20 protein-coding genes and 1 tRNA gene are annotated in these 26,406 nt (G+C 67.4%); 11 read left to right on the top strand and 10 right to left on the bottom strand.

What is annotated here, in order from left to right; all coding sequences use genetic code 11:
* Positions 1 to 14 precede the first annotated feature (14 nt).
* From ybeY to miaB, 3 genes are read right to left on the bottom strand one after another with little or no spacing between them, the layout of a single operon-like run.
* Entirely contained in the window at positions 15 to 476 is a 462-nt protein-coding gene (gene ybeY, locus PIGHUM_RS07005; protein ID WP_124078676.1) for an rRNA maturation RNase YbeY, read from the bottom strand.
* A gap of 36 nt (positions 477 to 512) precedes the next feature.
* Positions 513 to 1,517, bottom strand: a complete 1,005-nt coding sequence (locus PIGHUM_RS07000; protein WP_124078675.1) for a PhoH family protein — start codon at positions 1,515 to 1,517, stop codon at positions 513 to 515.
* On the bottom strand, positions 1,514 to 2,875 hold the full coding sequence (gene miaB, locus PIGHUM_RS06995) for a tRNA (N6-isopentenyl adenosine(37)-C2)-methylthiotransferase MiaB (protein ID WP_124078674.1): 1,362 nt from the start codon (positions 2,873 to 2,875) through the stop codon (positions 1,514 to 1,516). Before miaB ends, PIGHUM_RS07000 begins: the two co-directional genes overlap by 4 nt.
* 478 nt (positions 2,876 to 3,353) lie before the next feature.
* On the opposite strand from miaB, the gene PIGHUM_RS06990 reads away from it, so the two are divergent.
* Positions 3,354 to 3,430 (top strand) — tRNA-Met (locus tag PIGHUM_RS06990).
* A gap of 58 nt (positions 3,431 to 3,488) precedes the next feature.
* Here the strand turns inward: PIGHUM_RS06990 and PIGHUM_RS06985 are convergent.
* Positions 3,489 to 3,830 (bottom strand): hypothetical protein, encoded by a 342-nt coding sequence (locus PIGHUM_RS06985; RefSeq protein ID WP_124078673.1) that lies wholly within the window; start codon positions 3,828 to 3,830, stop codon positions 3,489 to 3,491.
* A 187-nt stretch (positions 3,831 to 4,017) separates the two neighbouring features.
* Here PIGHUM_RS06985 and PIGHUM_RS06980 point away from each other — a divergent pair, with 187 nt between their 5' ends.
* Together PIGHUM_RS06980 and PIGHUM_RS06975 are read left to right on the top strand one after the other, a co-directional pair.
* Positions 4,018 to 5,658: a GMC family oxidoreductase gene (locus PIGHUM_RS06980; RefSeq protein WP_124078672.1), complete on the top strand. Its 1,641-nt coding sequence runs from the start codon at positions 4,018 to 4,020 to the stop codon at positions 5,656 to 5,658.
* 73 nt (positions 5,659 to 5,731) lie between these two features.
* Entirely contained in the window at positions 5,732 to 6,703 is a 972-nt protein-coding gene (locus PIGHUM_RS06975; RefSeq protein ID WP_124078671.1) for a tripartite tricarboxylate transporter substrate-binding protein, read from the top strand.
* Positions 6,704 to 6,731: 28 nt separating this feature from the next.
* Here PIGHUM_RS06975 and PIGHUM_RS06970 read toward each other — a convergent pair whose 3' ends face one another.
* Both PIGHUM_RS06970 and PIGHUM_RS06965 read right to left on the bottom strand, forming a co-directional pair.
* The gene (locus tag PIGHUM_RS06970) at positions 6,732 to 8,597 is read right to left on the bottom strand and encodes a sensor histidine kinase (protein ID WP_124078670.1); all 1,866 of its coding nucleotides are present in this window, start codon (positions 8,595 to 8,597) and stop codon (positions 6,732 to 6,734) included.
* On the bottom strand, positions 8,597 to 9,262 hold the full coding sequence (locus PIGHUM_RS06965) for a LuxR C-terminal-related transcriptional regulator (protein ID WP_124078669.1): 666 nt from the start codon (positions 9,260 to 9,262) through the stop codon (positions 8,597 to 8,599). Before PIGHUM_RS06965 ends, PIGHUM_RS06970 begins: the two co-directional genes overlap by 1 nt.
* A 190-nt stretch (positions 9,263 to 9,452) precedes the next feature.
* Here PIGHUM_RS06965 and PIGHUM_RS06960 point away from each other — a divergent pair, with 190 nt between their 5' ends.
* Genes PIGHUM_RS06960 through PIGHUM_RS06950 form a run of 3 tightly spaced genes read left to right on the top strand, consistent with a single transcriptional unit; the run spans position 9,453 to position 15,083 of the window.
* Positions 9,453 to 11,630, top strand: a complete 2,178-nt coding sequence (locus PIGHUM_RS06960) for a sulfatase-like hydrolase/transferase (RefSeq protein WP_246012993.1) — start codon at positions 9,453 to 9,455, stop codon at positions 11,628 to 11,630.
* Positions 11,617 to 12,732 (top strand): formylglycine-generating enzyme family protein, encoded by a 1,116-nt coding sequence (locus PIGHUM_RS06955; protein WP_124078668.1) that lies wholly within the window; start codon positions 11,617 to 11,619, stop codon positions 12,730 to 12,732. The genes PIGHUM_RS06960 and PIGHUM_RS06955 overlap by 14 nt, the downstream gene beginning before the upstream one ends.
* A 14-nt stretch (positions 12,733 to 12,746) precedes the next feature.
* Entirely contained in the window at positions 12,747 to 15,083 is a 2,337-nt protein-coding gene (locus PIGHUM_RS06950) for a sulfatase-like hydrolase/transferase (RefSeq protein WP_124078667.1), read from the top strand.
* 37 nt (positions 15,084 to 15,120) lie between these two features.
* Here the strand turns inward: PIGHUM_RS06950 and PIGHUM_RS06945 are convergent, their stop codons facing one another.
* Positions 15,121 to 15,534, bottom strand: a complete 414-nt coding sequence (locus tag PIGHUM_RS06945; protein WP_124078666.1) for a hypothetical protein — start codon at positions 15,532 to 15,534, stop codon at positions 15,121 to 15,123.
* A 477-nt stretch (positions 15,535 to 16,011) separates the two neighbouring features.
* Here PIGHUM_RS06945 and PIGHUM_RS06940 point away from each other — a divergent pair, with 477 nt between their 5' ends.
* Together PIGHUM_RS06940 and PIGHUM_RS06935 are read left to right on the top strand one after the other, a co-directional pair.
* Entirely contained in the window at positions 16,012 to 16,461 is a 450-nt protein-coding gene (locus PIGHUM_RS06940; protein ID WP_124078665.1) for an RcnB family protein, read from the top strand.
* 36 nt (positions 16,462 to 16,497) lie between these two features.
* The gene (locus tag PIGHUM_RS06935) at positions 16,498 to 17,358 is read left to right on the top strand and encodes a spermidine synthase (protein WP_124078664.1); all 861 of its coding nucleotides are present in this window, start codon (positions 16,498 to 16,500) and stop codon (positions 17,356 to 17,358) included.
* A gap of 142 nt (positions 17,359 to 17,500) precedes the next feature.
* On the opposite strand, the gene PIGHUM_RS06930 is transcribed toward PIGHUM_RS06935, so the two are convergent.
* Positions 17,501 to 18,625, bottom strand: coding sequence for an ABC transporter permease (locus tag PIGHUM_RS06930; protein ID WP_124078663.1), 1,125 nt, complete (start codon positions 18,623 to 18,625; stop codon positions 17,501 to 17,503).
* Between the two features lie 5 nt (positions 18,626 to 18,630).
* Positions 18,631 to 20,145, bottom strand: coding sequence for a TolC family protein (locus tag PIGHUM_RS06925; RefSeq protein ID WP_160142193.1), 1,515 nt, complete (start codon positions 20,143 to 20,145; stop codon positions 18,631 to 18,633).
* 326 nt (positions 20,146 to 20,471) lie between these two features.
* On the opposite strand from PIGHUM_RS06925, the gene PIGHUM_RS06920 reads away from it, so the two are divergent.
* Genes PIGHUM_RS06920 through PIGHUM_RS06910 form a run of 3 tightly spaced genes read left to right on the top strand, consistent with a single transcriptional unit; the run spans position 20,472 to position 23,822 of the window.
* Positions 20,472 to 21,848: an aspartate aminotransferase family protein gene (locus PIGHUM_RS06920; protein ID WP_124078661.1), complete on the top strand. Its 1,377-nt coding sequence runs from the start codon at positions 20,472 to 20,474 to the stop codon at positions 21,846 to 21,848.
* Entirely contained in the window at positions 21,838 to 22,947 is a 1,110-nt protein-coding gene (locus PIGHUM_RS06915; RefSeq protein WP_246012991.1) for a GNAT family N-acetyltransferase, read from the top strand. The genes PIGHUM_RS06920 and PIGHUM_RS06915 overlap by 11 nt, the downstream gene beginning before the upstream one ends.
* A complete protein-coding gene (locus PIGHUM_RS06910; RefSeq protein WP_124078660.1) occupies positions 22,944 to 23,822 on the top strand; it encodes an arginase family protein in 879 nt (292 codons plus the stop codon). Before PIGHUM_RS06915 ends, PIGHUM_RS06910 begins: the two co-directional genes overlap by 4 nt.
* On the opposite strand, the gene cphA is transcribed toward PIGHUM_RS06910, so the two are convergent.
* The gene (cphA, locus tag PIGHUM_RS06905) at positions 23,776 to 26,394 is read right to left on the bottom strand and encodes a cyanophycin synthetase (RefSeq protein WP_124078659.1); all 2,619 of its coding nucleotides are present in this window, start codon (positions 26,392 to 26,394) and stop codon (positions 23,776 to 23,778) included. The two genes, PIGHUM_RS06910 and cphA, sit on opposite strands and share 47 nt — an antisense overlap.
* Positions 26,395 to 26,406: the final 12 nt, after the last annotated feature.

Here is a 26,406-nt window from a genome sequence, read left to right as displayed (position 1 = left end):
ACAGTTGCAAAAGTCTAGAATACTCGATACGGGTCGGGTATTGCCATCTCGGCCAGGATGCGCGTCTCCAGCGCTTCCATGCGCTTGGCATCGCGGGCGTTCAGGTGATCGTAGCCCAGGGAGTGCAGGACGCCGTGCACGACCAGGTGGGCGGCGTGGTGCAGGAACGGTTTTTTCTGGGCCCTGGCTTCGCTCGCCAATATCGGCAGGCACAGCACGATGTCGCCGGCGACGATGCCGTCGGGGCCTTCGCCGTATTCGAAGGTCAGCACGTTGGTGGCGTAGTCGCGCTGGCGAAAATCGCGGTTGAGGGCGCGGCCTTCGGCGGCGCCGACCAGCCGCAGCGTCAGCGCGACGCCGGCTACATCGGCCAGTTCGGGCGCGCGCAGGGCCTGCGCGATCCAGCGCCGCAGCCGCCAGCGCGGCAGGCGGGGCTCTTCCTTGCCGTATTGCACCGAGAGAGATAAAGCAGGCATTTCAGTCGTTCCGGTGCTCACGGGTTAGCCGGAGCGTCACTTGTTATGCTTTTCGTAGGCGTCGACGATGCGCGCCACCAGCGGGTGCCGCACCACGTCGCCGCTGGTGAACTGGGTAAAGGAAATGCCGTGCACCGAGGCCAGCACCTGGGAAGCGTCCAGCAGGCCGCTGCGCTGGCCCTTGGGCAGGTCCACCTGCGAGGGGTCGCCGGTGATGACGGCCTTGCTGCCGAAGCCTATCCGGGTCAGGAACATCTTCATCTGTTCCGGCGTGGTGTTCTGCGCCTCGTCCAGGATCACGAAGGCGTGGTTGAGCGTGCGCCCGCGCATGTAGGCCAGCGGCGCGATCTCGATGGTCTGCTTCTCGAACAGCTTGGTGACCCGCTCGAAGCCGATCAGGTCGTACAGCGCGTCGTACAGCGGGCGCAGGTAGGGGTCGACTTTCTGCGTCAGATCGCCGGGCAGAAAGCCCAGGCGCTCGCCGGCTTCGACGGCCGGGCGCGTCAACACGATGCGGCGCACCGATTCACGCTCCAGCGCATCGACCGCGCAGGCCACGGCGAGGTACGTTTTGCCGGTGCCCGCCGGCCCCATGCCGAACGAGATATCGTGCGCCAGGATGTTGCGCAGGTAGTCGCGCTGGCGCGGCGTGCGGCCGCGCAGATCCTGCCGGCGCGGCAGGCGCAGCGTGACTTCCGATTCGCCGGAGGGGGGCAGGGCGGGCGTTTCCTCGTCGGCGTCGTGGGCGGCCGTCATGGCGCCCAGCTCGACCAGGCTCAGTTGCAGCTGGTCGATCGTGAGCGGCTGTTCGGCGCGTTCGTAGAGATAAAGCAGCGCGGCGGCGGCGCCGTCGGCGCGCTCGCCTTCCACCGTGATGCGATGGCCGCGGCGCGACAATTCCACGCCGTAGGCGGCGGCCAACTGGCGCAGGTTCTCGTCCAGCGGCCCGCACAGGTTGGACAGGCGGTTGTTGTCTTCGTCCAGCGTGACGACCACCGGAGCCGGGCGGCGCTGTCCGCCGCGCGTCGATCCGCCCGTCATGCCGCCATGCCCTCGCCGGTCCCGCGCGTGAGCACTTCGCCGCGCAGCGTATGCGACATCGCCGCCGTGATGCGGATGTCGGCCATCTGGCCGAGCAGGCGCGCCGGCGCCGGGAAGTTGACGATGCGGTTGTTTTCGGTGCGTCCCATCAATTCATTCGGGTCCTTGCGCGACGGCCCTTCGACCACCACGCGCTGGATCGAGCCCACCATGGCCTGGCTGATGGCGGCCGCGTGCTCGTTGATCCGGGTTTGCAGGCGCTGCAGGCGCGCCAGCTTGACCGCCTGCGGCGTATCGTCCGCCAGGTCGGCGGCCGGCGTGCCCGGGCGGCGCGAATACACGAACGAGAACGACGCGTCGAAACCGACGTCCTCGATCAGCTTCATGGTCTTCTCGAAATCTTCTTCCGTCTCGCCGGGGAAGCCGACGATGAAATCCGACGACAGCACCAGGTCGGGCCGCACCGCGCGCAGCTTGCGCACGATGGACTTGAACTCCAGCACCGTATAGCCGCGCTTCATCGCCATCAGCACGCGGTCGCTGCCGGCCTGCACCGGCAGGTGCAGGAACGACACCAGCTTGGGCAGCCGGCCGTAGGCCTCGATCAGCCGCGGCGTCATTTCCTTGGGGTGCGAGGTGGTGTAGCGGATGCGCTCGATGCCGGGAATGTCGTGCACGTATTCCAGCAGCAGCGCGAAATCGGCGATCTCGCCGCTTTCGCCCATCCTGCCGCGGTAGGCGTTGACGTTCTGGCCCAGCAGCGTCACTTCCTTGACGCCCTGGTCCGCCAGGTCGGCGATCTCGGTCAATACGTCCTCGAACGGGCGCGACACTTCCTCGCCGCGCGTATACGGCACCACACAGAAGCTGCAGTACTTGCTGCAGCCTTCCATGATGGACACGAACGCGGCCGGCCCCTCGATGCGCGCCGGCGGGAGGTGGTCGAACTTCTCGATCTCGGGAAAACTGATGTCCACCTGCGCGACGCCGGACCGGCGGCGGCGCTCGATCAGCTCGGGCAGGCGATGCAGCGTCTGCGGCCCGAACACCACGTCCACATAGGGCGCGCGCTCGACGATGGCGGCGCCTTCCTGGCTCGCCACACAGCCGCCCACGCCGATGACCAGGTCCGGTTTCTCGCGCTTGAGCATCTTCGCGCGGCCCAGGTCGGAGAAGACTTTCTCCTGGGCTTTTTCGCGCACCGAACAGGTATTGAAGAGGATGATGTCGGCATCCTCGGGGCGGTCGGTGAGTTCCAGGGGATGCTCGGCATTGAGCACGTCTGCCATCTTGTCCGAGTCGTACTCGTTCATCTGGCAGCCGAATGTGCGGATGTACAGTTTGCGGGGCGTGGTCATGGCGGGTGCCGGTACGGGGTTATAGCCCGGGGGCGCAACGATGAAAAGGAAAGCCGGCCGGGCTTGCGAGGCAGGGCGCAGGCAAGCGGCATGGATACGGCGGGCGGATCGGCCAGTTTACCATCAGGATTGTCGGGCCCGGAGCCGGCGCGCATGCGCCACAAGTTGTGCGGTGTTCAGGACTCTGTCAGTCCTCCCGCATTAGACTGGCGTCTCAGATGATTGCTTTGCCGTTACGGGCGCCGGTGGAAACCGCAGATCCCTGGCGCTTGGCAGAGTGGTTCATCCGACACCGATACCGTGCTTCCCCCGCGAGCATATTGAGGCACGGCATTGTGTGCTCCCTATTGGCCCGACAAGCGATTGTCGGGCCATTTTTTTCGCCTGTCCAGGGCGCGGCGCCCAGGGTTTGTCCCTGTCTTGCAGCCGGGTTTGCGCGCCTTACCAGACCATGTATAATCGCGGTCTTAGCTTTTTTGGCGCATTAGCTCAGCCGGTTAGAGCGACGGAATCATAATCCGCAGGTCCCCTGTTCGAATCAGGGATGCGCCACCAGAATTTACAAAAGTGCCCGCGTAAGCGGGCACTTTCATTTCTGGTCCCAATTAGACGTTTACCGCGATGACCGGGCGCGCGAGTCCTCTGTCCCGGCTCCGCGCCGATTGTCCGGGTTGGCCGGTTGATCCGGGCCTTTCGTGCTCGGCTTGTTGGCATGGGGATCCTGGCCGCCGCGACCGGCGCCATCGGGAATGCCCGATCGCATCCCGCCGGTCTGCGCGCCGGACGGAAGTTCTTGCGCGCCTTTCTGCTCGGCACCGCGGTCATGGGTTTGACCTGTCCCTTGAATGGGTTTGGCCGCGTCCAACGCCTTGTCGGTGCGGCTTTCGGTGGCCAGCACGAGTGGCGAAGCAAGGGCCAGGGCGCCCGCCAGCAGAATGGAATGAGTGGTTTTCATGACACCTCCTGTGTAGTGGGCATCATTCAGCAACGGACGTGCCTGGGCAGCCGCCGGCCTGAACCATGGCGTTCACCCGGCGCGAGAATTTTCCGACTGCGGGGTAGATAACGAGACTGGACGGTAGGGCCATCGTCGCTTCGATTGCCTAAGCTCCGGGCAAAATCAATGTTGCCGGGGGACAGGCGTGACGCAGGCCACTGCCTACGACTACATCATCGTCGGCGCGGGTTCCGCAGGGTGCGTGCTGGCGCGGCGCCTGTCCGAGGAGCGCGACGCCACTGTGCTGCTGCTGGAGGCGGGCGGCTGGGACCGCGATCCGCTGATCCATATTCCGCTGGGGTGGGGCAAGCTGTTCGTCGCGCGCCGCCACGATTGGATGTACGACGTCGAACCCGAGGCGAGTCTTGCGGGGCGGCGTTTGCCTTTTCACCGAGGCAAGGTCGTCGGGGGATCGTCGTCGATCAACGCGCTGGCATACGTGCGCGGCCACCGTTCGGATTACGACCGGTGGGCAGCCATGGGATTGCCTTCGTGGTCGTATGCGCATGTGCTGCCGTATTTCCGCAAACAGGAATCGTGGGCGGGCGGCGCCGACGATTACCGGGGCGGCGACGGGCCTTTGCATACCCGGTTCTCCGGATATCGGGACCCGTTGGTCGACGCGTATTTCGAGGCGGGGCGGGCGGCGGGGCTGCCGTTCACGGAAGACTTCAATGCGAGCGGGCAGGAGGGGCTGGGCCGCTATCAGGCGACCATCGCCAACGGCAGGCGGTGCAGCGCGGCGACGGCCTACCTGAAGCCGGCGCTGAAGCGTCGCAATCTCGAGGTCGTGGTGGGCGCGATGGCGCTGGGCATCGAATTCGATGGCTCGCGCGCCACGGGCATCGAGTACCTCCGCCGGGGTAGAACCGCCGTGGCGCGCGCGAACCGCGAAATCATCGTTTGCTCGGGCGTCGCCAATACCCCCAAGCTGTTGATGCTTTCTGGCATAGGCGACGCCGCCGAACTCGCCAGGCACGATGTCGCCAGCAGGGCGCATCTGCCGGGAGTGGGCAAGAACCTCCAGGACCATATTTCCGCGCCACTGCTTTTCCGGCGCAAACATCCCGGCCCCTTCCATCGCGCCATGCGTTTCGACCGGATCGCCGTGCACATGGCGCGGGCGTTCCTGCTGGGATCGGGAATGGCTACCGACCTGCCCGGCGGCGTCAGCGCCTTCGTGCGCACCTCGGCCGAGCAGGCGGCGCCGGATGTGCAGTTCCTGATGTCGGCCGCGCCGCTTGGCAGCGCGCGTCCTTATCTGAGCCCGTTCATCAAGCCCTTCGACGACGGATTCGTGTTCCGGGCCGCCGTCCTGCATCCGGAAAGCCGCGGGCACATCGGTCTGTCGAGCAAGAACCCGCTCGCGCCGCCCCGCATCCACCAGAACTTTCTCTCGCGCGATGCCGACTGGCGGACGCTGCGGGCGGGCTTGCGGCTGTTGCGCACCGTGACGCGGCAGGCGCCTTTGCAAGCTTTCATCGATGCCGAACTGGCGCCGGGCCCCGGCGCGAACACCGACGAGGAACTCGACGCGCACATCCGGTCGTCGCTATCGACCGTGCACCACCCGCTGGGCACCTGCCGCATGGGGCCGGCGTCGGATCCCGGCGCGGTGGTCGACGAGCAACTGAGGGTGAGGGGAGTCGAGGGCTTGCGGGTGGTCGACGCGTCGGTGATGCCCGATCTGGTCGGCGGAAATATCAATGCGGCGGTCATCATGATCGCCGAGAAAGCCGCCGATCTCATTCGCGGCCGTCCCGCCCTGGACCCGCTCTACCTCTGAGTCCGCACCCGGGTTTCGCTTCGCCAACACAAACGCCCACGAAGAAGGGCCACGCACGATACGGAGACACGACATGAAACGAGTCGCCTCGCATGCACGGATATTGGCGGCCATGCTGGCCCTGGCGGGCGGACATCAGTCCGCCGCCGGCGCGGATGCCTACCCTTCGAAACCGATCAGGCTGCTGGTGCCCTATGCGCCGGGAGGCGCCGTCGACGCCACGGCGCGCGCGCTGGGGGCGCAGTTGTCCGGCAGCCTTGGGCAAACCGTCATCGTGGAGAACAAGCCCGGGGCATCGGGCATGATCGCGGTGGAGAACCTGACGCGCGCGGCGCCGGACGGCTACACCATCCTGATCGACACGTCGGCCATCGCCATGAATCCCAGCGTGTACAGCAAGGCCTTGTACCGGCCGGAGAACCTGCGCCCCGTGGCGCAGGTAATGAGCATGCCTTTCGTGATCGCGGCCAACAACGCGACGGGCGACGGTTCTCTGCCGAAGTTCCTGGCATTGCTGCGCGAGCGGCCGGGCAGCCTGAACGCGGCATCGTCGGGCACGTCGAGCCGCCTGTTCGCGGAACTGTTCCGCCTGCAGACGAAAACGGAATTCATGTCCATCATCTATCCGGGCGCAGCGCCCGCCATCATGGCGGTGATGAAGAACGATTGCCAACTGATCGCGATGGATGTCGCCAATATCGCGAAGTTCATCACGTCGAAACAGTTGAGCGGCCTGGTCGTCAGCGGAGACAAGCGCTCGTCGGCGCTGCCCGACGTGCCGAGCGCCGCCGAGGCGGGCATTCCGGGATTCGACGTGACGACATGGTTCGGCATATTCGCGCCTGCCGGAACACCGCAACCCATCGTTGACAAGATCAACCAATCCATCAGGGAGGCTGCCCGTGCGCCGGCCGTGTCCGAGCTGCTGAAGTCCAGCGCGGCCGACCCGTCTTCGATGACGGCCGCCGAATTCGACGACTTCTTCGGCAAGGAGGTGACGCGCTGGAAGACCGTCGTGCAACAGGCGAAGATCCAGATCGATTAGCGCGCGGCGCAGCCCCCCATCCGCTTCTTCACTCCGGCAAACGAGCCGGAAACACCAGCAACAGGCTGGCTCCGTCATCGGTCGGCGTGAAGGCGATGCGGCCGCCCAGGTCGCGGGCGCGGCGCCGTATGTTGCCCAGGCCGTTCCCCGAGCCGATCCGAGGCTGCGGAACGCCGTCGTTGGACACCTGCAATGCCGCCATCCTGTCTTCAGTCGTCCTGCCTTCGATGGCGATGCGGCGGGCTGGCCCGTGCTTGATGGCGTTGGTGACGGCTTCCTGGAGAATGCGCAGCACGGAAAGGGCGTTTTGCGGCGTGACGCCGGTCACAGCGGGAAGTTTCTCGGTGGACCAGTGGAATTCGATGCCCAATCGCCGCAGTTGCGGCTCGAGTCTTTCGCGAAAGGCCGCCAGTGCGACGCCCAGGTCGCCGTCGCCGAGATCCAGGGAATGGACGACCAGCCTGAGGTCGTCGAGCGCGGCCCGGGCCGCGCGCTCGATGGCCTGGCCTCCTTCCTTGTTGCGTTCGGCAAGGGCGATGATGGCGACGAGGTGGCCGCTCATGCCGTCGTGCAGGTCTTGCATCAGGCGCTGGCGCTCGTGTTCGCGGACCATCTGGTTGGCGTGGATCTTTTCCTTTTCGTGCAGCAGTCCCAGTTCCGCTTCCCGCGCCGCGAGCCTTTGCCGGAGCGTGTCGTTGGCGGTGTCCAGGCTGTTGAGGCTGCGGGCCAGGCGGCTCATCAGGATGATCATGATGGCCACCAGCATCAATGTCCGGGCGTACGAGGCGAACAGGAAGGGGTCGTCGTACCGCCCTGTCACCACGAGGATGTCGTGCAGCCCGAACCAGACCGTCAGCGCGCAGGGGCCGGCCATGATCGCGGCGTCCCAGTTTCTTTTTCGAGCGAATTGATGCGCCAGGATGACGGTGGCGGCGAGATAGGCGGCAAGCGTGATGGAGGCGCTCAGAAGCCCGATCACCTGGAACCGGAGCAGCCCGGCCTGTCCCAGAATCAGCAGGGTGGCCGGCACGAGGACGACGGCCGGGAGCAACAGCCGGGGGCGGGGCAGTCCTGCAATGGCCAGTGCCATGCCGAGCGCCATCAGGCCGACTGCGGACATGGCGGAGGTCGCCTGGAACTGTCCCAGGGCGCCCAGTCCGGCATGCGGCGATTGCGTGATGACGACCAGGATGCTGGTGATCGAGATCAAGGCAAGCCATCGAAAAACCGGATCGTGCCTGCGTGCGGTCCAGATGCTGGCGATGCCGACCGTCAGAACGATGTGCAGCGCGAAGGTCATGGCGCGCAGCTCTTCGATCAGGAAGTTCGACAGCTTGTACGTCGGCATGACGGCCTCGGCCGTTCCCACGCTGACCTGGGAGAGGCGGCCCGGCAGCCACCCGATTCTGCGGGTTTGCCGCAGCAGGATTTCGTTGTCGCCCTCGCCGACCGCGCCGTCGGGGATGCGCGCCAGAAAGGAATAGCCGCTGGTGGGCGTCGACCATGGGGTATCCGGCGCCGGGATCGTTCTCTGGCCGTTCACCCACGCTTCGATCAGATGGCGAGCGGCGGGGATGAAAAGAAACATCGGCTCGTCGGATGCGCCCGGGGCCCGAAAGGAGAGGCGATAGTCGCCGGTCGTGAGGTCGTAGAGCGTTTCCGGCGTCCACGTGTGCGGCAGGGAAACCGTTTCTTCGTGAGCGCTGCCCTCCAGGCCGAAGCGGGCCTCTTTGATCGTCAGCGCCCCGGCAGGCGGGGAAAAGCGCAGGAGGTGGGGCAGCATGCCGATCGCGGCCGTCAGGGCGATCAGGAATATCCAGGCGGCCGGCTTGCCGTGCCTGGACGGCCGGCGCGTACGGATCCCTCCGGGGATCCGGCGTGTGTGTATTCCCATTACAGTTTGATGAGCCCGAGTCTCGCCGCCTCGAAAACGGCCTCGGAGCGATTGGTGGCCTGGAGTTTGCGATAGATGTTGCGGATGTGGACCGGGACCGTCTGCCTGGAAATGGAGAGTTTGTCGGCCAGTTCGCTATAGGTGAAGCCCTTGGCGATGCCCCACAGAATATCCATTTCGCGTTCGGTCAGGGAGGGCTTGCCCTTTTCCTGCTCCTCGTCGCCGGGCGCATGGCCCCGCTCGGACAGGCGGCGGACGAGAACGCGGGCGATGCGCGAGGAAATCGGCGAACGGCCTGCCATGACGTCGCTGATCGCATCGAGCAGGTCGATCGAATCGGCGTCTTTGAGGAGGTAGCCGGAGGCGCCCGCCTCGATCGCATCGAGCACGGAGCGCTCGTCCGCCAGGATGGAAATGACCATCGCCTCGGCTTTCGGCTGTTTCTTGGCCAGGAAGCGGATGGCGTCGATGCCGCTGCCGTCCGGCAGTTTGAGATCGGTGATCAGGAGGTCGATCTCATTGGCCCCGATGGCGATCAAGGTTTCTTCCAGCGTGGCGCACGCCGCGCAAAGATCCGCTTCGGGCCATTCGCCGACGATCCGGGCCAGGCGCTCGCGTATCGGCCCGTCATCTTCGGTCAGCACTATTTTGAGCGGGCGCTTCATTGCTGGAAATCTCCTGGCCGCACCCGCCGGGCCTGTCATCCCAGGCCCATGGCGAGCGCGCTTTTCTCGAGTGTCCATAAGTATCGCAGAGGGAATTTCGCGGGCCATACCATGTACATGGTATTTAGCAGGCGGCCCCTGCCGAATAAGATTCGCCCAGTCAGCTGCATGTGAACCCAGGGGAAGAAGAATGAGAATGCACATCCGGCGCCTGGCGTCGGCGATGGGGGCCGCCGCGCTCGCCGGCCTGGCCGCTTGCGGCGGGTCCGGCGGCGACAGCCAGGCGGACGGTCCGGAGACGCTTCCGCCCAATATCCTGTTCGTCGTGATGGACGACGTGGGCATCGACCAGATGGCCGCCTTCGGCTATGGCGGCGCCACCGCTCCCAGCATGCCCAACATCGGCGCGGTTGCCGCGGCCGGCGTGCGCTTCCGCAATACCTGGTCGATGCCGGAGTGTTCGCCGGGCCGGGCCGCCTTCTTCCTCGGCCGCTACCCCACCCGTACCCGCATCTACCAGGCCATCGGGCCCAACGATCTCGCCAACTCGCAGGTCTCGCCCTACGAAACGACGGTGCCCAAGCTGCTCAAACAGGCCAGCTACGAAAGCGCGATGTTCGGCAAGTTCCACCTGGCCGGCCCCGAGAACAACGAGGCCGGCAACGCCACGCCCAGCGTGCTGGGCTGGGATCACTTCTACGGCTGGATCGGCGGGCTGCCCGGCTCGATCGACTCGACCGCGGGCGGCATCGCCGCCGAGAAAACCTATGCCTGCGGCTTCGTGCCGGGCCAGGCCGCCGGCGGAGCGGACAGCGGCGCCTGCTACCAGGCCGACAAGAGCTGTACGACGGTCAGCCGCACTTCGCCCCTGCAGGATGCCGCCGGCCTGCAATGCCTGTCCGCGGGCGGCATCTTCGTGCCCAACCAGAGCTGCGGCACGGCGCCGGCCACGCTCGATTTCAAGCGCGAGAACGCCTATTACGTCTCGCCGCTGGTGATCATCGACGATGGCAAGGTCACGGAAGTCCCGCTCAGCGACCCGCGTTCGCGCGGCTATCGCACCCGTATCGAGACCGACGCCGCCATCGACTGGATCAAGTCGCGTCCATCCACGCGGCCGTGGATGGCAACCGTCAGCTATAGCGCGGCCCATACGCCCTGGCAGCAGCCGCCCCGCAGCCTGGTGCCGGTCAGCGGCAACGCGGTCGCCGACGGCTGGGACTGCAACGGTTCGCTCACGGGCCGCCTCATCCAGGACCAGATGACCGAGGCCCTGGATACCGAATTCGGCCGCCTGATGGTGGAAACCGGGCTCGCGCGGCGCGGCGACGACGGCCAGTTGCAGTACGACCCGAAGGCCGCCAATACGGTGATCGTGATCGTCGGCGACAACGGCACGCTGGGCTCGGCGGTCAAGCTGCCGTTCAGCGGCTCGCAGGCCAAGGGCACGGCCTACCAGACCGGCGTCTGGGATCCGCTCATCATCGCCGGGCCCCTGGTCGCGCAGCCCGACCGCGAAGTCGATCACATGGTCAACATGGTGGATCTGTTCCAGTTCTTCGGCGAAGTGGCCGGCATCGACGCGCATGCGGCAGTGCCGCGCACGATCGACTCGGTCGCCATCCTGCCCTATCTGACCCACCCCGACCAGCCCAGCCTGCGCACCGTCAACTTCACCATCGGCGGCTACAACCTGCAGGCCGACGGCGGCCGCAACGGCGCTTGCGTGATCAATACGAGCTGCACCCAGATCCCGGTCTCCAAGAGCGTCTGCGAGGACAACCAGGGCATCTGGTGGGGCGCAGGCTACGACGATCCCTCGGTGGTTCCCAATGGCGGCGCCGGCTACGACTCATGCTGGAGCGTCAACCAGGCGCTCTACAAGGCCGACCGCGATCAGCTCGAGATCCTGCCCGAGATCTCGGCCGCGATCCGCGACGACCGCTACAAGCTGGTCCGCAATACCCGCCAGGCCTACGATTCCGCCAGCGACAGCGGCACCTCGGTCGTCACCGAGGAGCTGTACGAGGTCGACCAGGCCGCGCCCGCGCCCCTGCTCGACACGCCGGACCGCAACCTGCTGCCGGCACAGAGCGCCGAGACCCAGTCCGCGTACGCCGATCTGCGCGCCAAGCTCGACGACATGCTCGCCGCCGATCCGGACTGCCCGGGCGACGGCAACCGCGACGGCGTGGTCGATGAGCAGGACCTGTCCAACTGGAGCCGGCTGGCCAAGGAATGGGGCCTGTCCAGCGTCTACGACTTCGTGATCAACAATGTGCTCGATGGACTGACGAACGACGCCGACGGCGCGATCGTTCAGGCCAACCTGGGCAAGACCTGCCCCAAGAGCCATGGCATCTACTGACCCCAAACACAGCCGCCGGCGCCTGTTGGTCGGCGGAGTGGCCCTGGCGGCCGCGGGCGCCGGCGGCGCGCTGGGCTGGCAGGCCTGGCGCAGCCGGCCCGCGCAAAAACCGCGCATCGTCCTCGGCGACGGCGTCGACACGCCCAAGGACATGGCCTGGGTGCCGGGCGGCGTGTTCCTGATGGGCAGCGACCACAAGCTGGCCTATCCGAACGAACGCCCCACGCATGACGTGCGCGTGGCGGGCTTCTGGATGGACGTCGCGCACGTCACCAACGACCAGTTCGCCCGCTTCGTCCAGGAAACCGGCTACGTCACCACCGCGGAACAGAAGCCGGACTGGGAAAGCATACGCGTGCAGCTGCCGCCCGGCACGCCGCGCCCGCCCGCCGACGTGCTGGTGCCCGGGGCCATGGTGTTCGTCGGCACCGACAGGCCCGTGCGGCTGGACGACTACAGCCGGTGGTGGCGCTACGTCCCCGGCGCGGACTGGCGCCATCCCCACGGGCCGGACAGCTCCATCGAAGGCAAGGGCCGCCATCCGGTGGTCCAGATCAGCTACCCCGACGCGCTGGCCTATGCCAAGTGGGCGGGCAAGCGCCTGCCCACCGAGGCCGAATGGGAATTCGCCGCGCGCGGCGGCCTGGAACAGGCCACCTACGGCTGGGGCGACGAACTGCTGGTGGACGGCGCGCGCCAGGCCAATTACTGGGACGTGAGCGAGCGCCGCTTTCCTGTAGTCAGCCCGCGCGCAGGCGGCGCGGTCGGCACGCTCGAGGCGGGCACTTTTCCGCCCAATGGCTACGGACTGCTGGACATGACCGGCAACGCCTGGCAGTGGGTGGCCGACTGGTATCGCGCCGACTACTTCGCGCAGCAGGCCAAGCTGAAGCGGCACCCGATCGACAACCCCCTGGGGCCCGGCGAGTCCTACGACCCGAGCGAGCCCGGCGTTCCGCTCAACGCCCCCAAACGGGTCATCCGCGGGGGCTCCTTCCTGTGCAACGAAGACTACTGCCTGTCGTACCGGCCCAGTGCCCGGCGCGGCTCGGACCCCTATAGCCCCATGTCCCACCTGGGATTCCGGCTGGTCAGGACTTGAAAGGGAGAGCAAGCATGAAAACGATTCTGCGTGGCAAACCGGTCATCCTGGGCGCGGCAGCCGCGTCCGTCCTGCTGCTGTCGAGCTGTTCGGACGACAGCGGCTCCAAACCCTCGCCGCAGGCGGAGCAGAAGCCCAATATCCTGTTCATCGTGATCGACGACTTCGGCCTCGATCAAATGACCTCCTACGGCTACGGCGGCGCCGTGCCGCCCAAGACGCCCAACCTGACGGCCATCGCCAAGGCGGGCCTGCAGTTCCGCAATGCGTGGGCCATGCCCACTTGCACCCCCACCCGCGCGACTTTCTTCACCGGCCGCTACCCGTCGAGCACCAACATCCTGAACGCGGTGGTGTCCACCGACCTGGCCAATTCCGAGATTTCCCCCTACGAAGTCACTCTGCCCAAGCTCTTGCACACCCAGGGCTATACCAGCGCGCTGATCGGCAAGATGCACCTGACCGGCACCGACCTGGGCACCGCCGCCAACCTGCCTTACGGCCACCAGACCATGTGGAAGCTGGGCTGGGACTACTTCGACGGCTACCTCGACGGCGCGCCTTATCCCATCGACACCCGGGCAGGCCTGGCTACCGTGGAAGAGGGCACGTACAAATGCGGCTTCGTGTCGAACACGACGATGGACCCGGCCAACGGCGCCGATAGCGGCGCATGCTATTTCGCCACCGGCAGTTGCGAGTCCATTGCCCGCAGCGGCGACATCGCTACGCCCGGTCGCAGCTGCATGGAGCGCGGGGGCATCTTCGACCCCGCTCAGTCCTGCCAGAGCACCCGGCCCGGCTACATCGACTTCAGCGCGCAGAACGGCTACTACACCGGCGAGTTCATCCAAAGCTGGGCCGACGGCAGCTCGCGCAAGGTCACGGCGGCCGACCCGTCCGCGCGCGGCTACCGCAGCACCATGGAGACCGACCGCGCCGTGGCCTGGGCCAACGAGCAGTCCAAGGACACGCCCTGGATGATGTCGGTGGGCTATTCCGCCATCCATGCCCCCTTGCAAGTGCCGCCCCTGTCGCTGGTCTCGGAATCCACCTTCGGCCGCAACGACAACCTGCTCTGCTCGCCCGCCAGCGATATCGAAGGCGCCCCCGGCCAGATCACGGCCCTGATCGATGACCACATCGTCACCAACCTGATGGTGGAGGCCATGGACAAGGAAATCGGCCGCCTGCTGGTCGAGCTGAAGCTGGCCACCTGGAACGACGACGGCACCCTCAACTACCAGCCGGAGAAGACCAACACCATGGTGGTCGTCATGGGCGACAACGGCACCTACGTCAACAGCGTGAAGTTCACCGCGCCGGGCCAGTTCGATCCCACCCGCGCCAAGGGCTTCCCCTACCAGACCGGCGTGTCGGTGCCCTTGCTGGTGGCCGGTCCGGTAGTGAAAGAGCCGGGCCGTGAAGTCCCGCACCAGGTCAGTTCGCCCGACCTCTACCAATTGTTCGCGGAAATCGCCGGGGCCGACGTCAAAGCCAGCGTGCCCGCCAACCGCCCGGTGGACGCCCAGCCCATGCTGGCCTACCTGACCACCCCGGGCCAAAGCGCCATCCGCACCCTGAACTTCTCCGAAATGGGCACCAACTTCACCAACCCGTCCACCGACATCACGCCCCAGCCTTGCGTCGTGGAGGGCGCCAAGGCCTGCTTCACCATCTTCCCGAACAAGGCCTTGTGCGAAGACCAGAGCGGCGTCTGGTACGGCGCCGACTCCGGGCTGACGGGCGTGCCCGCGGAAGGCTTCAGCCAATGCGGCCAGGTGCTGTCCTACCGCCAGGCCTTGAATGCGGACGATGCGGTGGATGTCCTGCCCGATTCGCAAAAAGCGGTCAGCGACGGCACCTATAAACTGGTGCGCCTGAACCGCAAGACCTATACGCTGGACACCGCCAATCCGATCAACTCGACGTACGTGGAAAACACGAACACCGACGAGCTTTACCGGATCGACATGGCCGTTCCCAATCCCACGCTGGACAGAAGCGGCAGCGCCATCGCCACGGGTTCGCCCACCATTACCTCCCCCCTGGACGCCGAGCCGCAGCAAGCCTACGCTACGCTGAAGGCCGAAATGGACAAGCGGGACCAGGTAGCGAGCTACAACTACAACTACGACACGCTCAACTGCCCGGGCGACGGCAACCGCGACGGCGTGGTCGACCAGAAGGACCTGGACAACTGGACGGAACTCAGCCAATTGAACCTGTACGAGGGCGTCGCCCAATCCAGCTGGTACGACTTCAACCACGACGGCAAGACCGATGCCGCCGACCGCGCCGTCATACAGACCAATATGGGCAAGTCTTGCGCGCCGAGCGCTGCAGGCTGAACGCGGGCGAGGGTGGCGCTCCCGGGGGGTGCGCCCATCACACGGCCCTCAGGTAGCGCCCCCGGCTGCGGCTTCTGCGCTGTTCCGTAGCCAGCGGCGGCAGCACATTCCGGATGTCGGTTTCCTCATCCGGCAGGCCGGTGTCCTCGTAGTGGGTCCTGATGAGGCCGCTGAGTTTGTGCGGCGGTGCCGGCAGGGGGTCGAACCGCCTGCCGGTGCGCGCCAGGCGGTTCATCTTTTCTACGCTGTACAGCCGCCATCCGGGCGGATCGCCGGGGCGGCCGGCCATCTGCCAGCCAATGACCACCAGGGTGCCGTCGGAGGTGGCGCCCAGCGAGTGCGGATGGGCCACGCGGTCGGCGCCGTGGTAGCGGAATTGCAGTTCCGACCGGATGGCGATGGCGGCGGATAAAAGGGCGTCGCGAGGGATGGCGCGCGTCGGGTTGAGCATCGCATGGTCCCTGAATAGGTAAACGGTCCATTCATCGTAGCCTCGCGCGCCGGGTTCGTCAGCAAAAATATTGCAGTGCACAAATCCAGGGCAGCCGCACCAAACCGGGGATGTCAGGGGTAGTAATAGCGCCTCGGTTAGTCCTTCCGTTGAAAGGAATCCGTTAGCCGCGCGCACGGCCGAAAGCCGTCGATAGCGAATCCTGGCTGTAAGTTTTTGTAAGGTTGGCGTAAGTTCGGAGGCCGGGCTCGCGGCGGCTATCCGCGAGCCGTCTTCAGCAGTCGTGCTTTTGCTCGGGACGGAGGATGAAACCAGGCGGATTCCTTAACCCGCCGCGTCTCTTCCGCCATTCACGTTTGTTTACTTGTATGCCGCATTGTTCCCGGTGAGCCGATGTACAGTCAGTTTCACGAAAGCTTGGTGTGCTTGGTCCCCTATGCAGGCCGCCGCCTTTCGCGCTTGATCGGGAGCAGTGTCATGGTGAAGAAAACAATCGTCGTTGCGGTGGCTTGCATCGGTATCGCGCTGGGATCTGCGGCCCAGGCCAGGGACGACCACCGGGGCCAGGGCCCGCGCGGCTGGCAGGGCCAGGGGCATTATGACCGGCACGACCACCGCCGGGGCGGCCCGGACCGGGACTATCGCGCGGGCTATCGCGACGGTTACCGGAGTGCGCCGCGCGTCGTGCAGCGCTGGGCGCCGCCCCCGCGCCCGCCCGTGGCGCATTGGGCGCCGCCTCCGGCTCGCTGGGTGCGCGGCGATCGCCTGCCTCACTACCATCGCGGCGGTTATTATGTGGTGCATGACTGGCGCGCCCGCCGGCTGGCGCCGCCCGGGGCAGGCTACCAGTGGGTGCAGGTCGGCCCCGAATACCTGCTGGTGGCGATTGCTTCAGGCGTCATCGCCAGCATTCTCCTCAATCAATGACGCACTCCCGGCCGCAAGGACGCGGGAGCCTGTCCCATGTCGATGCGGCACTCGCGCCTGAAGGCGTGCTGGGGGTTGCTGGCGCTGGCGGCGGCGATGCCGCTGCCGGCGCAGACCATTCTCCATAAAGAAAAATCGCTGTTCGAGGACATCGTCGTTTACGAGTCCGGCGGCGAACGCTGCATGAAGTTCGGCGGCGTGCATGCGCTCGGCCGCCAGAGCTGCCAGGTGCCGGCGCGGCCGCAGCAATTGCTGTTCGACTACACCCGGATGATGATGGGCGCGCTCTACCTGCGCCCCGACCCCCAGCGTATCCTGATCATCGGCCTCGGCGGCGGCAGCCTGCCGATGGCGCTGGCGCGGGCGCTGCCCGCCGCGCGCATCGACGTGGTGGAGATCGATCCGGCGGTGGCGCGCGTGGCCGAGCGCTTTTTCGGCTTCGTCCCGGGGCCGCGCATGCGGGTGCACGTGGCCGACGGCCGCGCGTTCGTGCAGGACGCCGCGCGCCGCGGCGAGCGCTACGACATCGTGATGCTCGACGCCTTCGACGAGACCTACATCCCGCGCCATCTGTCCACGCTGGAATTCGTGCGCGAAGTGCGCACGCTGCTGCCGGCCGGAGGCGTGCTGGCTGCCAATACGTTTTCATCCAGCGGCTCGTACGCGGCCGAGTCGGCCACCTACGCCGCGGTGTTCGGCGAGTTCTACAACCTGCGCAGCGCCAACCGCGTCATCCTGGCGACCGCGGGCGAATTGCCCGGCCTCGACACGGTATCCCGTCAAGCCCGGGCCCTGCAGCCCGCGCTGGCGCCCATGGACATCGACCCCCGTCAGTTGCTGACGAAATTCACCACCGCCCGCGACTGGCCCGCCGATACCCCGCCCATAAGGGATTAGCCTTCTCGGGCTTCTGCAACAACAGAACGTATGGGCCTTGATCCAAGACACCCTATCAAGACCCAGGAAGCGGTGGATCCGGCTTTGCCGGTCCACCCGCTTCGCCCCCTGGAGAGCGCGCGCCAGCGCGTAGGGGGAGACATTACCTCAGCAACGATGCAGGATCTTCCTTTTGCACCCGGCGCACGGCCAGCAGGCCGGAGATCAGCGCGATGGCCATGACGAGGGCGCCGCAGATCAGGGCGACGCCGGGCGTCATACGCACCGGGACATTCTGGTGCCGCGCGACGGCGAGCAGGGCGGCGCACAACAGCGCGGCCAGCGCGACGCCGGTGACGCCGACGCCGAAGGCTTGCTGCAATACGACGTTGCGCAGCGATGCTGCGCTGACGCCCATGGCCTTGAGCGTGGCATAGGCCCGCAGCGATCCCGCGATGGCGGCGATCAAGGTCTGGCTGGTGATGGCCGCGCCTGCCAGGAAGACCACTCCCGCCAGGAACAGCACGCCCGCGCCGGCGCCGGTCTGCAGCAGCCAGTAGAGCTGCGTCGTCTTGGAGAAGGCCTCGCTGGTCCAGACTTCGTAGGCGCCGAAGCTGCGGTGGCCGGACAGCCGCTGGCGCACCGTCTCTGCCTGACGGGGATCGCGCAGGCGGGCGGCGAAATACGTGGGCAGGTCGCCGTCGCCGGGCGCGCTGATCAGGCGCGCGGTGTCGGCCGAGGCCAGCACGTTGGCGCCGTCCAGCGCGCGCAGGCCCCGGGTGACGCCGACGATGCGCACGGGGTGGCCGTTCAGCGATGCCTGTCCGCCCAGCCGCGCGCCGAGTTTGTCGAGGTCGGCGCGATCGACGATGATGGTGCCGGTTTCGGCCAGGCGGGCGCGCAGGTCGGCGGACAGCACCTTGGCGAACAGCAGGGCCTGCGGCCGCACGTCGATACCGGAGACGGCCACGCTCATGCCGCCGCCGGCCTCCGGGTTGCGCCATTCCGCATAGCGCAGGTAGAAGGGCTCGATCGCGGCGACGGCCGGATCCATGCGCATGGGCAGTTCGACCTCGGGCGACAGCGGCAGCCCCTGGTCTATGCTTTGCGTGCCCGGCGAGCCTATCCACAGGTCCGCGTTCGAGCCCGTGATGTAGACCGCGGCATTGCCGAAAATGCCCAGGACCAGCCCGGCCTGCGCCAGCAGCAGCAGGCCCGAGAAGGCGACCGCGACCACCGCGGGCAGGAAGCGGGGCCATTCGTGGATGAGGGTTTTGCGCGCGAGCATGCGGGTCAGCTCCGGGGCGCGGCGGATGCGGGCAGTCGGTCCGCGGCCGTATCGCTGCCGTCGCGGGTTTGCGCCGGACCTGCAGAGGAAGACGTTGCTTGCGTGGCGCCGGCGGCCGTCCAGGCGGGAGCGCCGCCCACGGCCTTGTGCAGCGAGATGAAGGCCAGTTCTTGCGCCAGGGTGGTGGCGGACAGCGCGAGCTCGGCCTGGACCCGCCGCGCCGCGAGGTCGATGCTGTCGTATTCGCTGGCGAGCCTGAGCCGGACCAGTTCGCGGCCTTGCCCATCAGCTTTGCGAAGCGCCTGCAGCGCGCGTTGTTCGGCCTCGCGCCGCTTGCGGTATTCGTCCAGTTCCACCAGCGCCGACTCGGCCTCGGACAGGCCTTCCAGCACCGCCTGCCGGTAGGCCAGCAGCGCCGCTTCCAGTTCGTCGTCGCGCGCCTGCTCGGCGGCGCGTCGCTGGCCCCAGTCAAAAAGCGGAATGTCGATCAGCGGGCCGAAAGAAAAAACCGTTCGGCTGGCGGACGAGGCGCGGCGGCCGATGTTGCTGACGGCTACGGTCAGCGAGCCGCCCAGTCCGAGCCTGGGGTAGAGGTCGGCATGGGCCACGCCGAGCGCGCCGGCGGCGTCTAGTACCCGCGCCTGGGCCAGCTGGATGTCGGGGCGGGTGCGCAGCATGTCGGCAGGGGCGGCGGGCAGGGCGGCATAGGCCGGCGCGTCCGGCGCGGATGCGGCAGATGGGGTGAGCCAGGCAGGATCGGGCGCGGCGCGTCCCAGCAGCATGGCGAGTCTCTGCGCCGCCTGCCGCATGGCGATGGCGGGTTCGGCCAGTTGCGCGCGGGCCTGTTCCAGCGCGGCGCCGGCCTGGTCGAGCTCGGCGCCGGCCGCCAGCCGGGCCCGCTGCCTGACCGCCAGCAGTTCGCCGCGCCGCTGTTGCACGGCCACGGCTTGCTCCAGCAGCCGCGTGCGTTCCTGGGCGTTCCGCATTTCCCGGTAGGCGCGCGCCACTTCGGCGGCCACGCTGACCCGCGCGCCCTGCAGCGAAGCCGCAGCGCCGGCGACGCTCGCGTCCGCCTGGCGCTGGACGCTCTCGGCGCGGCCGAACAGGCCGAGTTCCCAGGTGGCGTCGAATCCCGCCTGGAAGTAAGAGGTGCTGGCATCCGCGGCGATGGCGTCGCGGGTGCGAGCCGCCAGGGCGGGGCGGTATGGCGCCTGCGCGGCGCCTGCCAGCCTGCGCGCCGCCTGCAGGCGCGCCTGGGCTTCGGCGATGCCGAAGTTCCCCGCCAGCGCCTGCCCGATCAATTGGTCGAGCATGGGGTCGCCGAAAGCCTGCCACCAGGGCCCGGCGGCGGGCGCGATGCCGGCGCCGGCGGCGTTCTGCCATTGCGCCGGCACGTCCGTGGCAAGTTCGGGCACCGCCGGCGGCGCCGCACAGCCCGCCAGGCAGGCCAGCAGCGCAAGCGCGTGCCATGCTGCGCTGCGAGGTCGGGAACGGCAGAAGGGGAGCTGGATGAACGGCATGGAGGACGCGGGCAGGGCGGAGAGGCCGCGGCGGGGGCACCAGCCGCGGAGTTCGGTGATCTTACTGTCTGTTTTGCCAGCGGGACGATGCTTCGTGGTTGCGGCGCCGCAGTTAACAGAATAGTAATTGAAATGTTTCTTCACACCGCGTATGTTACGACCCGCGGCGGATATCATTCCTTCATCCGGGTTTTCCCGTGAGCAGACCGCAGCGGCGGGCAGGCAGGGGCCGGGTCTTGTTCGACGATGATTTCGTAACGGCTAAACAGGGCGCCAGCCCGGCAGCGAACTGCGGCTGCCCCCTCTATTCCGAGGCTTTCCATTCCATGAGTTCCGAATCCCAATTGCTGGCGGACGAAGCGCAATATTGTTCGTTCGGCGATACAGTCCACTACGTCAATCCGCCCAAGATCTTCGAACGCTGCGAAGGCAGCTATATATACGATGCCAAGGGCACGGCCTATCTCGACCTGCAGATGTGGTATTCGGCGGTCAACTTCGGCTATGGCAATGAGCGCCTGAATAATGTGCTCAAGCAGCAGATCGACGTGCTGCCCCAGGTCGCCAGCCAGTACCTGCACCCGACCAAGATCGAACTGGCCAAAGTCATCGCGCAGGACGCCGAGCGCAAGTTCGGCTACAAGGGCCGCGTCCACTTCAACGTCGGCGGTTCGCAATCCGTCGAAGATTCGCTCAAGCTGGTGCGCAACGCCACGGGCGGCAAGAGCCTGATGTTCGCGTTCGAGGGCGGCTACCACGGCCGCACGCTGGGCGCCTCGGCCATCACCTCGAGCTACCGCTACCGCCGCCGCTACGGCCACTTCGGCGAGCGCGCGCACTTCGTGCCCTTCCCGTATCCGTTCCGCCGTCCGCGCGGCATGACGGCCGAGGAATACAGCGAGCATTGCGTGGCCGGCTTCGCCCGCCTGTTCGAGACCGAATACAACGGCGTCTGGGATCCCAAGGTCGAGCAGGCCGAATACGCGGCCTTCTACGTCGAGGCGATCCAGGGCACGGGCGGCTACGTCGTGCCGCCGGCCAGCTTCTTCAAGGGCCTCAAGAAAGTCCTCGACCAGTACAACATCCTGCTGGTGGTCGACGAGATCCAGATGGGTTTCTACCGCACCGGCAAGCTCTGGGCCATCGAGCACTTCGGCGTCAAGCCCGACGTGCTGGTGTTCGGCAAGGCGCTGACCAACGGCCTGAACCCGCTGGCCGGCCTGTGGGCGCGCGAAGAACTGATCAACCCGACCGTGTTCCCGCCGGGATCGACCCACTCGACCTTCGCTTCCAACCCGCTCGGCACCGCCGTGGGCCTGGAAACCATGAAGATGCTGGCCGAGGTCGATTACGAGTCCATGGTCATGAAGAGCGGCGCGCACTTCCTGGAGGGCCTGAAGGACCTGCAGAAGCGCCACCGCGAGATCGGCGACGTCGACGGCCTGGGCCTGGCGCTGCGCGCCGAGATCTGCACCGAAGACGGCTTCACGCCCAACAAGGCGCTGCTGGACCGCATGGTCGACATCGGCCTGTCCGGCGACCTCGACTACAACGGCAAGAAGATGGGCCTGGTGCTGGACGTGGGCGGCTATTACAAGAACGTCATCACCTTCGCGCCGTCGCTGCACATCACGCCCGAGGAAATCGACCAGGGCCTGGCGCTGCTCGACCAGTTGCTGACCCGCGCGAAGAATGGCGGCTGAGCGTGACGGTCCGGGCGCCCGCCCGGACTTCATGCGGCCTTACCTGAATCGCCTCGAACCCGAAGGGCTGGTGGGCCATTTCCTGGCCTGCCCGCCGGAGGGCTTCACCGCGTGGGTGACGGGCGACGGCGGGCCGATGTTCAGCGCCCGCTTCGACCTGCTGACCACGGCCGACGAATCCACCCGCCGGCTGGTCCGGCGCCTGCCCGGCTTCCGGTTGTGGCGCCGACTGCTGCAGCCGCGCACCGCCTTCGTCGGCACCACCGTATCGGAATACGCGCTGCTGGCTTCCGGCACCGAACCGGCCGCGCTGGCCGGCCGGCTCCGGCACGAGCAGGGGACGCGCCAGCCCTTGCTGATCGTCAAGGATCTTCCCCAGGATTCGCCGCTGCTGAGCACCGCGGAAAACGCGCACGCTCAGGCGCTGGCGCAAGCCTGCCGGGAGCAGGGCTTCGTGCTGGTCGAAGGCCAGGCGCTGGCCTACGTGGCGGTGGATTTCGCCAGCGTGGACGACTACCTGGCGCGCCTGTCGCACTCGCGCCGCAAGGATATCCGCCGTAAGCTGCGCGCCCGCGCGCAACTGGAGATCGAGCGCGTGCCGGTCGGCGATCCGCGCTTTTTCGAGCCTGCCGTGCTGGCCGAATTCTATGCGCTCTACGAGAACGTCTACGCGCAGAGCGAGATCCACTTCGACCGGCTGACTGCGTCGTTCTTCCAGCGTGTGCTGCAGGATGCCGCCAGCGGCGGCGTCGTGTTCGTCTACCGGCATGGCGGCCGGATGATAGGCTACAACCTCTGCTACGAGTGCGACGGCAACCTGGTCGACAAATACGTCGGCTTTCTCTATCCCGAGGCGCGCGAGCACAATCTGTATTTCGTGAGCTGGATGGTCAATCTCGAGTACGCCATCGAACGCGGGCTGCGCCACTACATCGCCGGCTGGACCGACCCGCAGATCAAGTCCTACCTGGGCGCGGCATTCACCTTCACCCGGCATGCCGTGTACATCCGCAACCCGCTGCTGCGCGCCGTGCTGGCGCGTTTTGCCGGCCGTTTCGAAAGCGATCGCGCCTGGCGCGACGGGGGGGCGCGGCCATGAGCACGCCTGCGCCGCTGGTGCTGGATTTCGACGGTTCCTGCCTCGGCATGCCGGGCGCCGAGGTGGTGCCGCTGCAGGACTGGCAGGAGACCGCGCGCTTCGGCTGCTCGCTCGCCGCCTTTCGCAGGCTGCGCGACCACCTGGATGCGCGCATGCCGGCCAGCCATGGTCCGGTACTGATGGGCAGCGGCGATTTCCATCACCTGAGCTGGCCGCTGATCGAGCGCCGGCACGAGCGCGGACCGTTCCGGGTGATCGTGTTCGACAACCATCCGGACAACATGCGCTACGCCTTCGGCATCCATTGCGGCTCGTGGGTGCGGCGCGTGGCCCGGCTGCCTTTCGTCTCGCACGTGCACGTGATCGGCATTACCTCGGGCGACGTGGGCTGGCGGCACAGCTGGGAGAATTACCTGCGGCCGCTGGCGGCGGGCAAGCTGAGCTACTGGTGCATGGACGTGGGCGTGGGCTGGGCCAGGATGGCCGGCCTGGGAAGCGCGGTGCGCAGCTTCGCCGGGCCCGAGGCGCTGATGCAGGCGGTCCTGCCCATGCTGGCCGCATCGCGCGAGCCGGCCTATGTTTCCATCGACAAGGACGTGTTCAGCCCCGACGTGGCCCGGACGAACTGGGACCAGGGCGTGCTGCGCGAATCGCACCTGTACGCCGCGCTGGATGCGCTCGCCGGCACCGTGATCGGCAGCGACATCACCGGCGAGGTGTCGCTGTATCGCTACCGCGCGTGGTGGAAGCGCTGGCTGAGCGCCGCCGACGGCCAGCAGGCGCCGTCGGCCGAGCGCCTGGCCGACTGGCAGGCGCAGCAGCTCGCGCTCAATGCGCGGCTGATAGACCGGCTGGGGACAGCGTCGCGCCCTTGAGCGCGTCGTCGGCGATGCGCCCGGCAATGTGGGCCAGCGCCTCTTCCACCTGATCGACCAGGATCAGGCACAGGTCGCCCGGCTGCAATTCGTCCAGGGCCGTATCGATGGCGAGGAACTCACCCCGGATCTCGCGCACGTCGCGCGTGCGGGTGGCGCCTTCCAGGCCGCGCCGCAGCAGCGCCAGCACCTCGCCGTCCTGGCGGCCGCGCTGGCATTGGTCTTCGTACAGCACGACCTGCTCGAACGCCGCGCCGAGGATTTCGGTCTGCTTCTGGATGTCGATGTCGCGCCGGTCGCCGGCGCCGCTGATGACCGCCGAGCGCCGGTTGGCGGGCATGCGCTCGATCGCGCGCACCAGCGCATGGATGGCGTCGGGGTTGTGGCCGTAGTCGGCGAAAACGGTGGCGCCGCGGAAGGTGAAGCGGTTGAAGCGCCCGGGAGCGGTCTGCGCGTCGTTGACGAAGCTGCCCGCGCCGCGACGCACGGTGTCCCAATCCAGCCCCAGCGCCCAGGCGGCGGCGATGGCCGCCATCGCGTTCTCGACCTGGAAGTCGATGGCGCCGTCGTAGGTGATGGGAATGCCGGCCAGCGCGATGCGGTGTTCCTCGCCGCCCTGTGCCGCGACGATGTCGTCGCCGTCGCGGTAGACCACGCGCTGGTTCTTGGCGCGATGGGTCGTGATCAGCGTGTGCTGGCGGTCGCTGGAGAAGAAGATCACCGAACCCGGGCAGGCTTCGGCCATGGCCGCGACGTTGGCGTCGGCGGCGTTGAGCACGGCGGTGCCGGTGGGCGCGACGTTCTCGACGATCACGCGCTTGACCACGGCGAGGTCTTCGACGGTGCTGATGAAGTTCAGGCCCAGGTGGTCGCCCATGCCGATGTTGGTGACCACCGCGACGTCGCAGCGGTCGAAGCCCAGGCCTTCGCGCAGGATGCCGCCGCGCGCGGTTTCGAACACCGCCGCGTCCACGTCGGGGTGCAGCAGCACGTTGCGCGCGCTGCGCGGGCCGCTGCAGTCGCCCACGTCGATGCGCTGCGCGCCGATGTAGACGCCGTCGGAATTGGTCATGCCCACGGTGTGGCCCTTCGCGCCGAGCAGGTGGGCGATCAGGCGCACGGTCGTGGTCTTGCCGTTGGTGCCGGCTACGGCCACCAGCGGGATGCGGCCGTCGTCGTCGGACGCGAACATGTCGGCGATGACGGCTTCGCCCACCGCGCGCGGCTTGCCGTAGGAAGGCGCGAGGTGCATGCGCAGGCCCGGCGCGGCGTTGACCTCGACGATGGCGCCGCCCTGGCTTTCCATGGGCTGGATGACGGTGCCGGCGACCACGTCCACCCCGCAAATATCCAGGCCGACGGTGCGCGCCGCGGCGATGGCGTGGGCGGCGAATTCCGGATGCACGTCGTCGGTCACGTCGGTGGCGGTGCCGCCCGTGCTCAGGTTGGCGTTGTTGCGCAGGATCACCAGCGCGCCCTTGGGCGGGACCGAGTCGGGCGTATAGCCGGACTTGGCGAGCGTGGCCATGGCGATGTCGTCCAGCCGGATCTTGGTCAGGCTGGTGGCGTGGCCTTCGCCGCGCCGCGGATCCTTGTTGACCTCCTCGACCAGTTCGCGGATGGTGTGGACCGCGTCGCCGAACACCTGGGGCGGATCGCGCCGCGAGGCCGCCACCAGCGCGTTGCCGACCACCAGCAGGCGGAAATCGTGGCCGGGGATGTAGCGCTCGACCATGACCGACGAGCCGTAGCGCTCGGCCACTTCGTAGGCCGCGAGCACCTGTTCGCGGGTCGAGACGTTGACCGCCACGCCCTTGCCCTGGTTGCCGTCCTGCGGCTTGACCACCACCGGGGCGCCGATCTCCTGCGCTGCGGCCCAGGCGTCTTCGGCGTCGCTTACCGGCCGTCCTTGCGGCACCGGCACGCCGGCCGTGTGCAGCAGCATCTTGGTCAGTTCCTTGTCTTGCGCGATCGATTCGGCGATGGCGCTGCTGCGGTCCATTTCGGCCGCCTGGATGCGCCGCTGGCGCTTGCCCCAGCCGAACTGGACCAGGCTGCCCTCGGTCAGGCGGCGGAACGGGATGCCGCGCTGCACGGCGGCCTGCACGATTGCGCTCGTGCTGGGGCCGATGCGCACGTCTTCGTCGAGATCGCGCAGCCGGGCCAGCGCGGCTTCGAGATCGAAGGGCGCATCCCGCACGGCGGCCGCGCACAGCTGCTCGGCCAGCTCCAGCGCCAGCCGGCCCACCGCTTCTTCGGTGTACTCGACCGCGACTTGGTAGATGCCGGATTCCAGCGTGGGCACCGCGGCCAGGAAGGTGACCGGGCAGCCGGCCTGCGCCTGCAGCGCCAGCGCCGTCAGGCCCAGCGCGCGCGCCAGCGGGATCGCGTTCTCCTGCCCCACGGGCTGGAGCAGTCCGATGGCGGGAAAGCGCGCGCGCAGGCGGTCTTCGAAGCCGGCGATGCGGGCGATGTCGCGTTCGGCCTCGTCGCAGGAAACGATCGCTTCGAGCGCGGTGCGGCGGCTCCACAGATTGGGGCCCCGCAGCGCGCGGATACGTGAGACTTCCATGTGTCTGTGTTC

This window comes from Pigmentiphaga humi (assembly GCF_900606115.1).
Taxonomy (GTDB): Bacteria; Pseudomonadota; Gammaproteobacteria; order Burkholderiales; family Burkholderiaceae_B; genus Pigmentiphaga; species Pigmentiphaga humi.
Note: the sequence above shows the minus strand (reverse complement) of the source record. Positions and strands in the feature narration are given on the sequence as shown.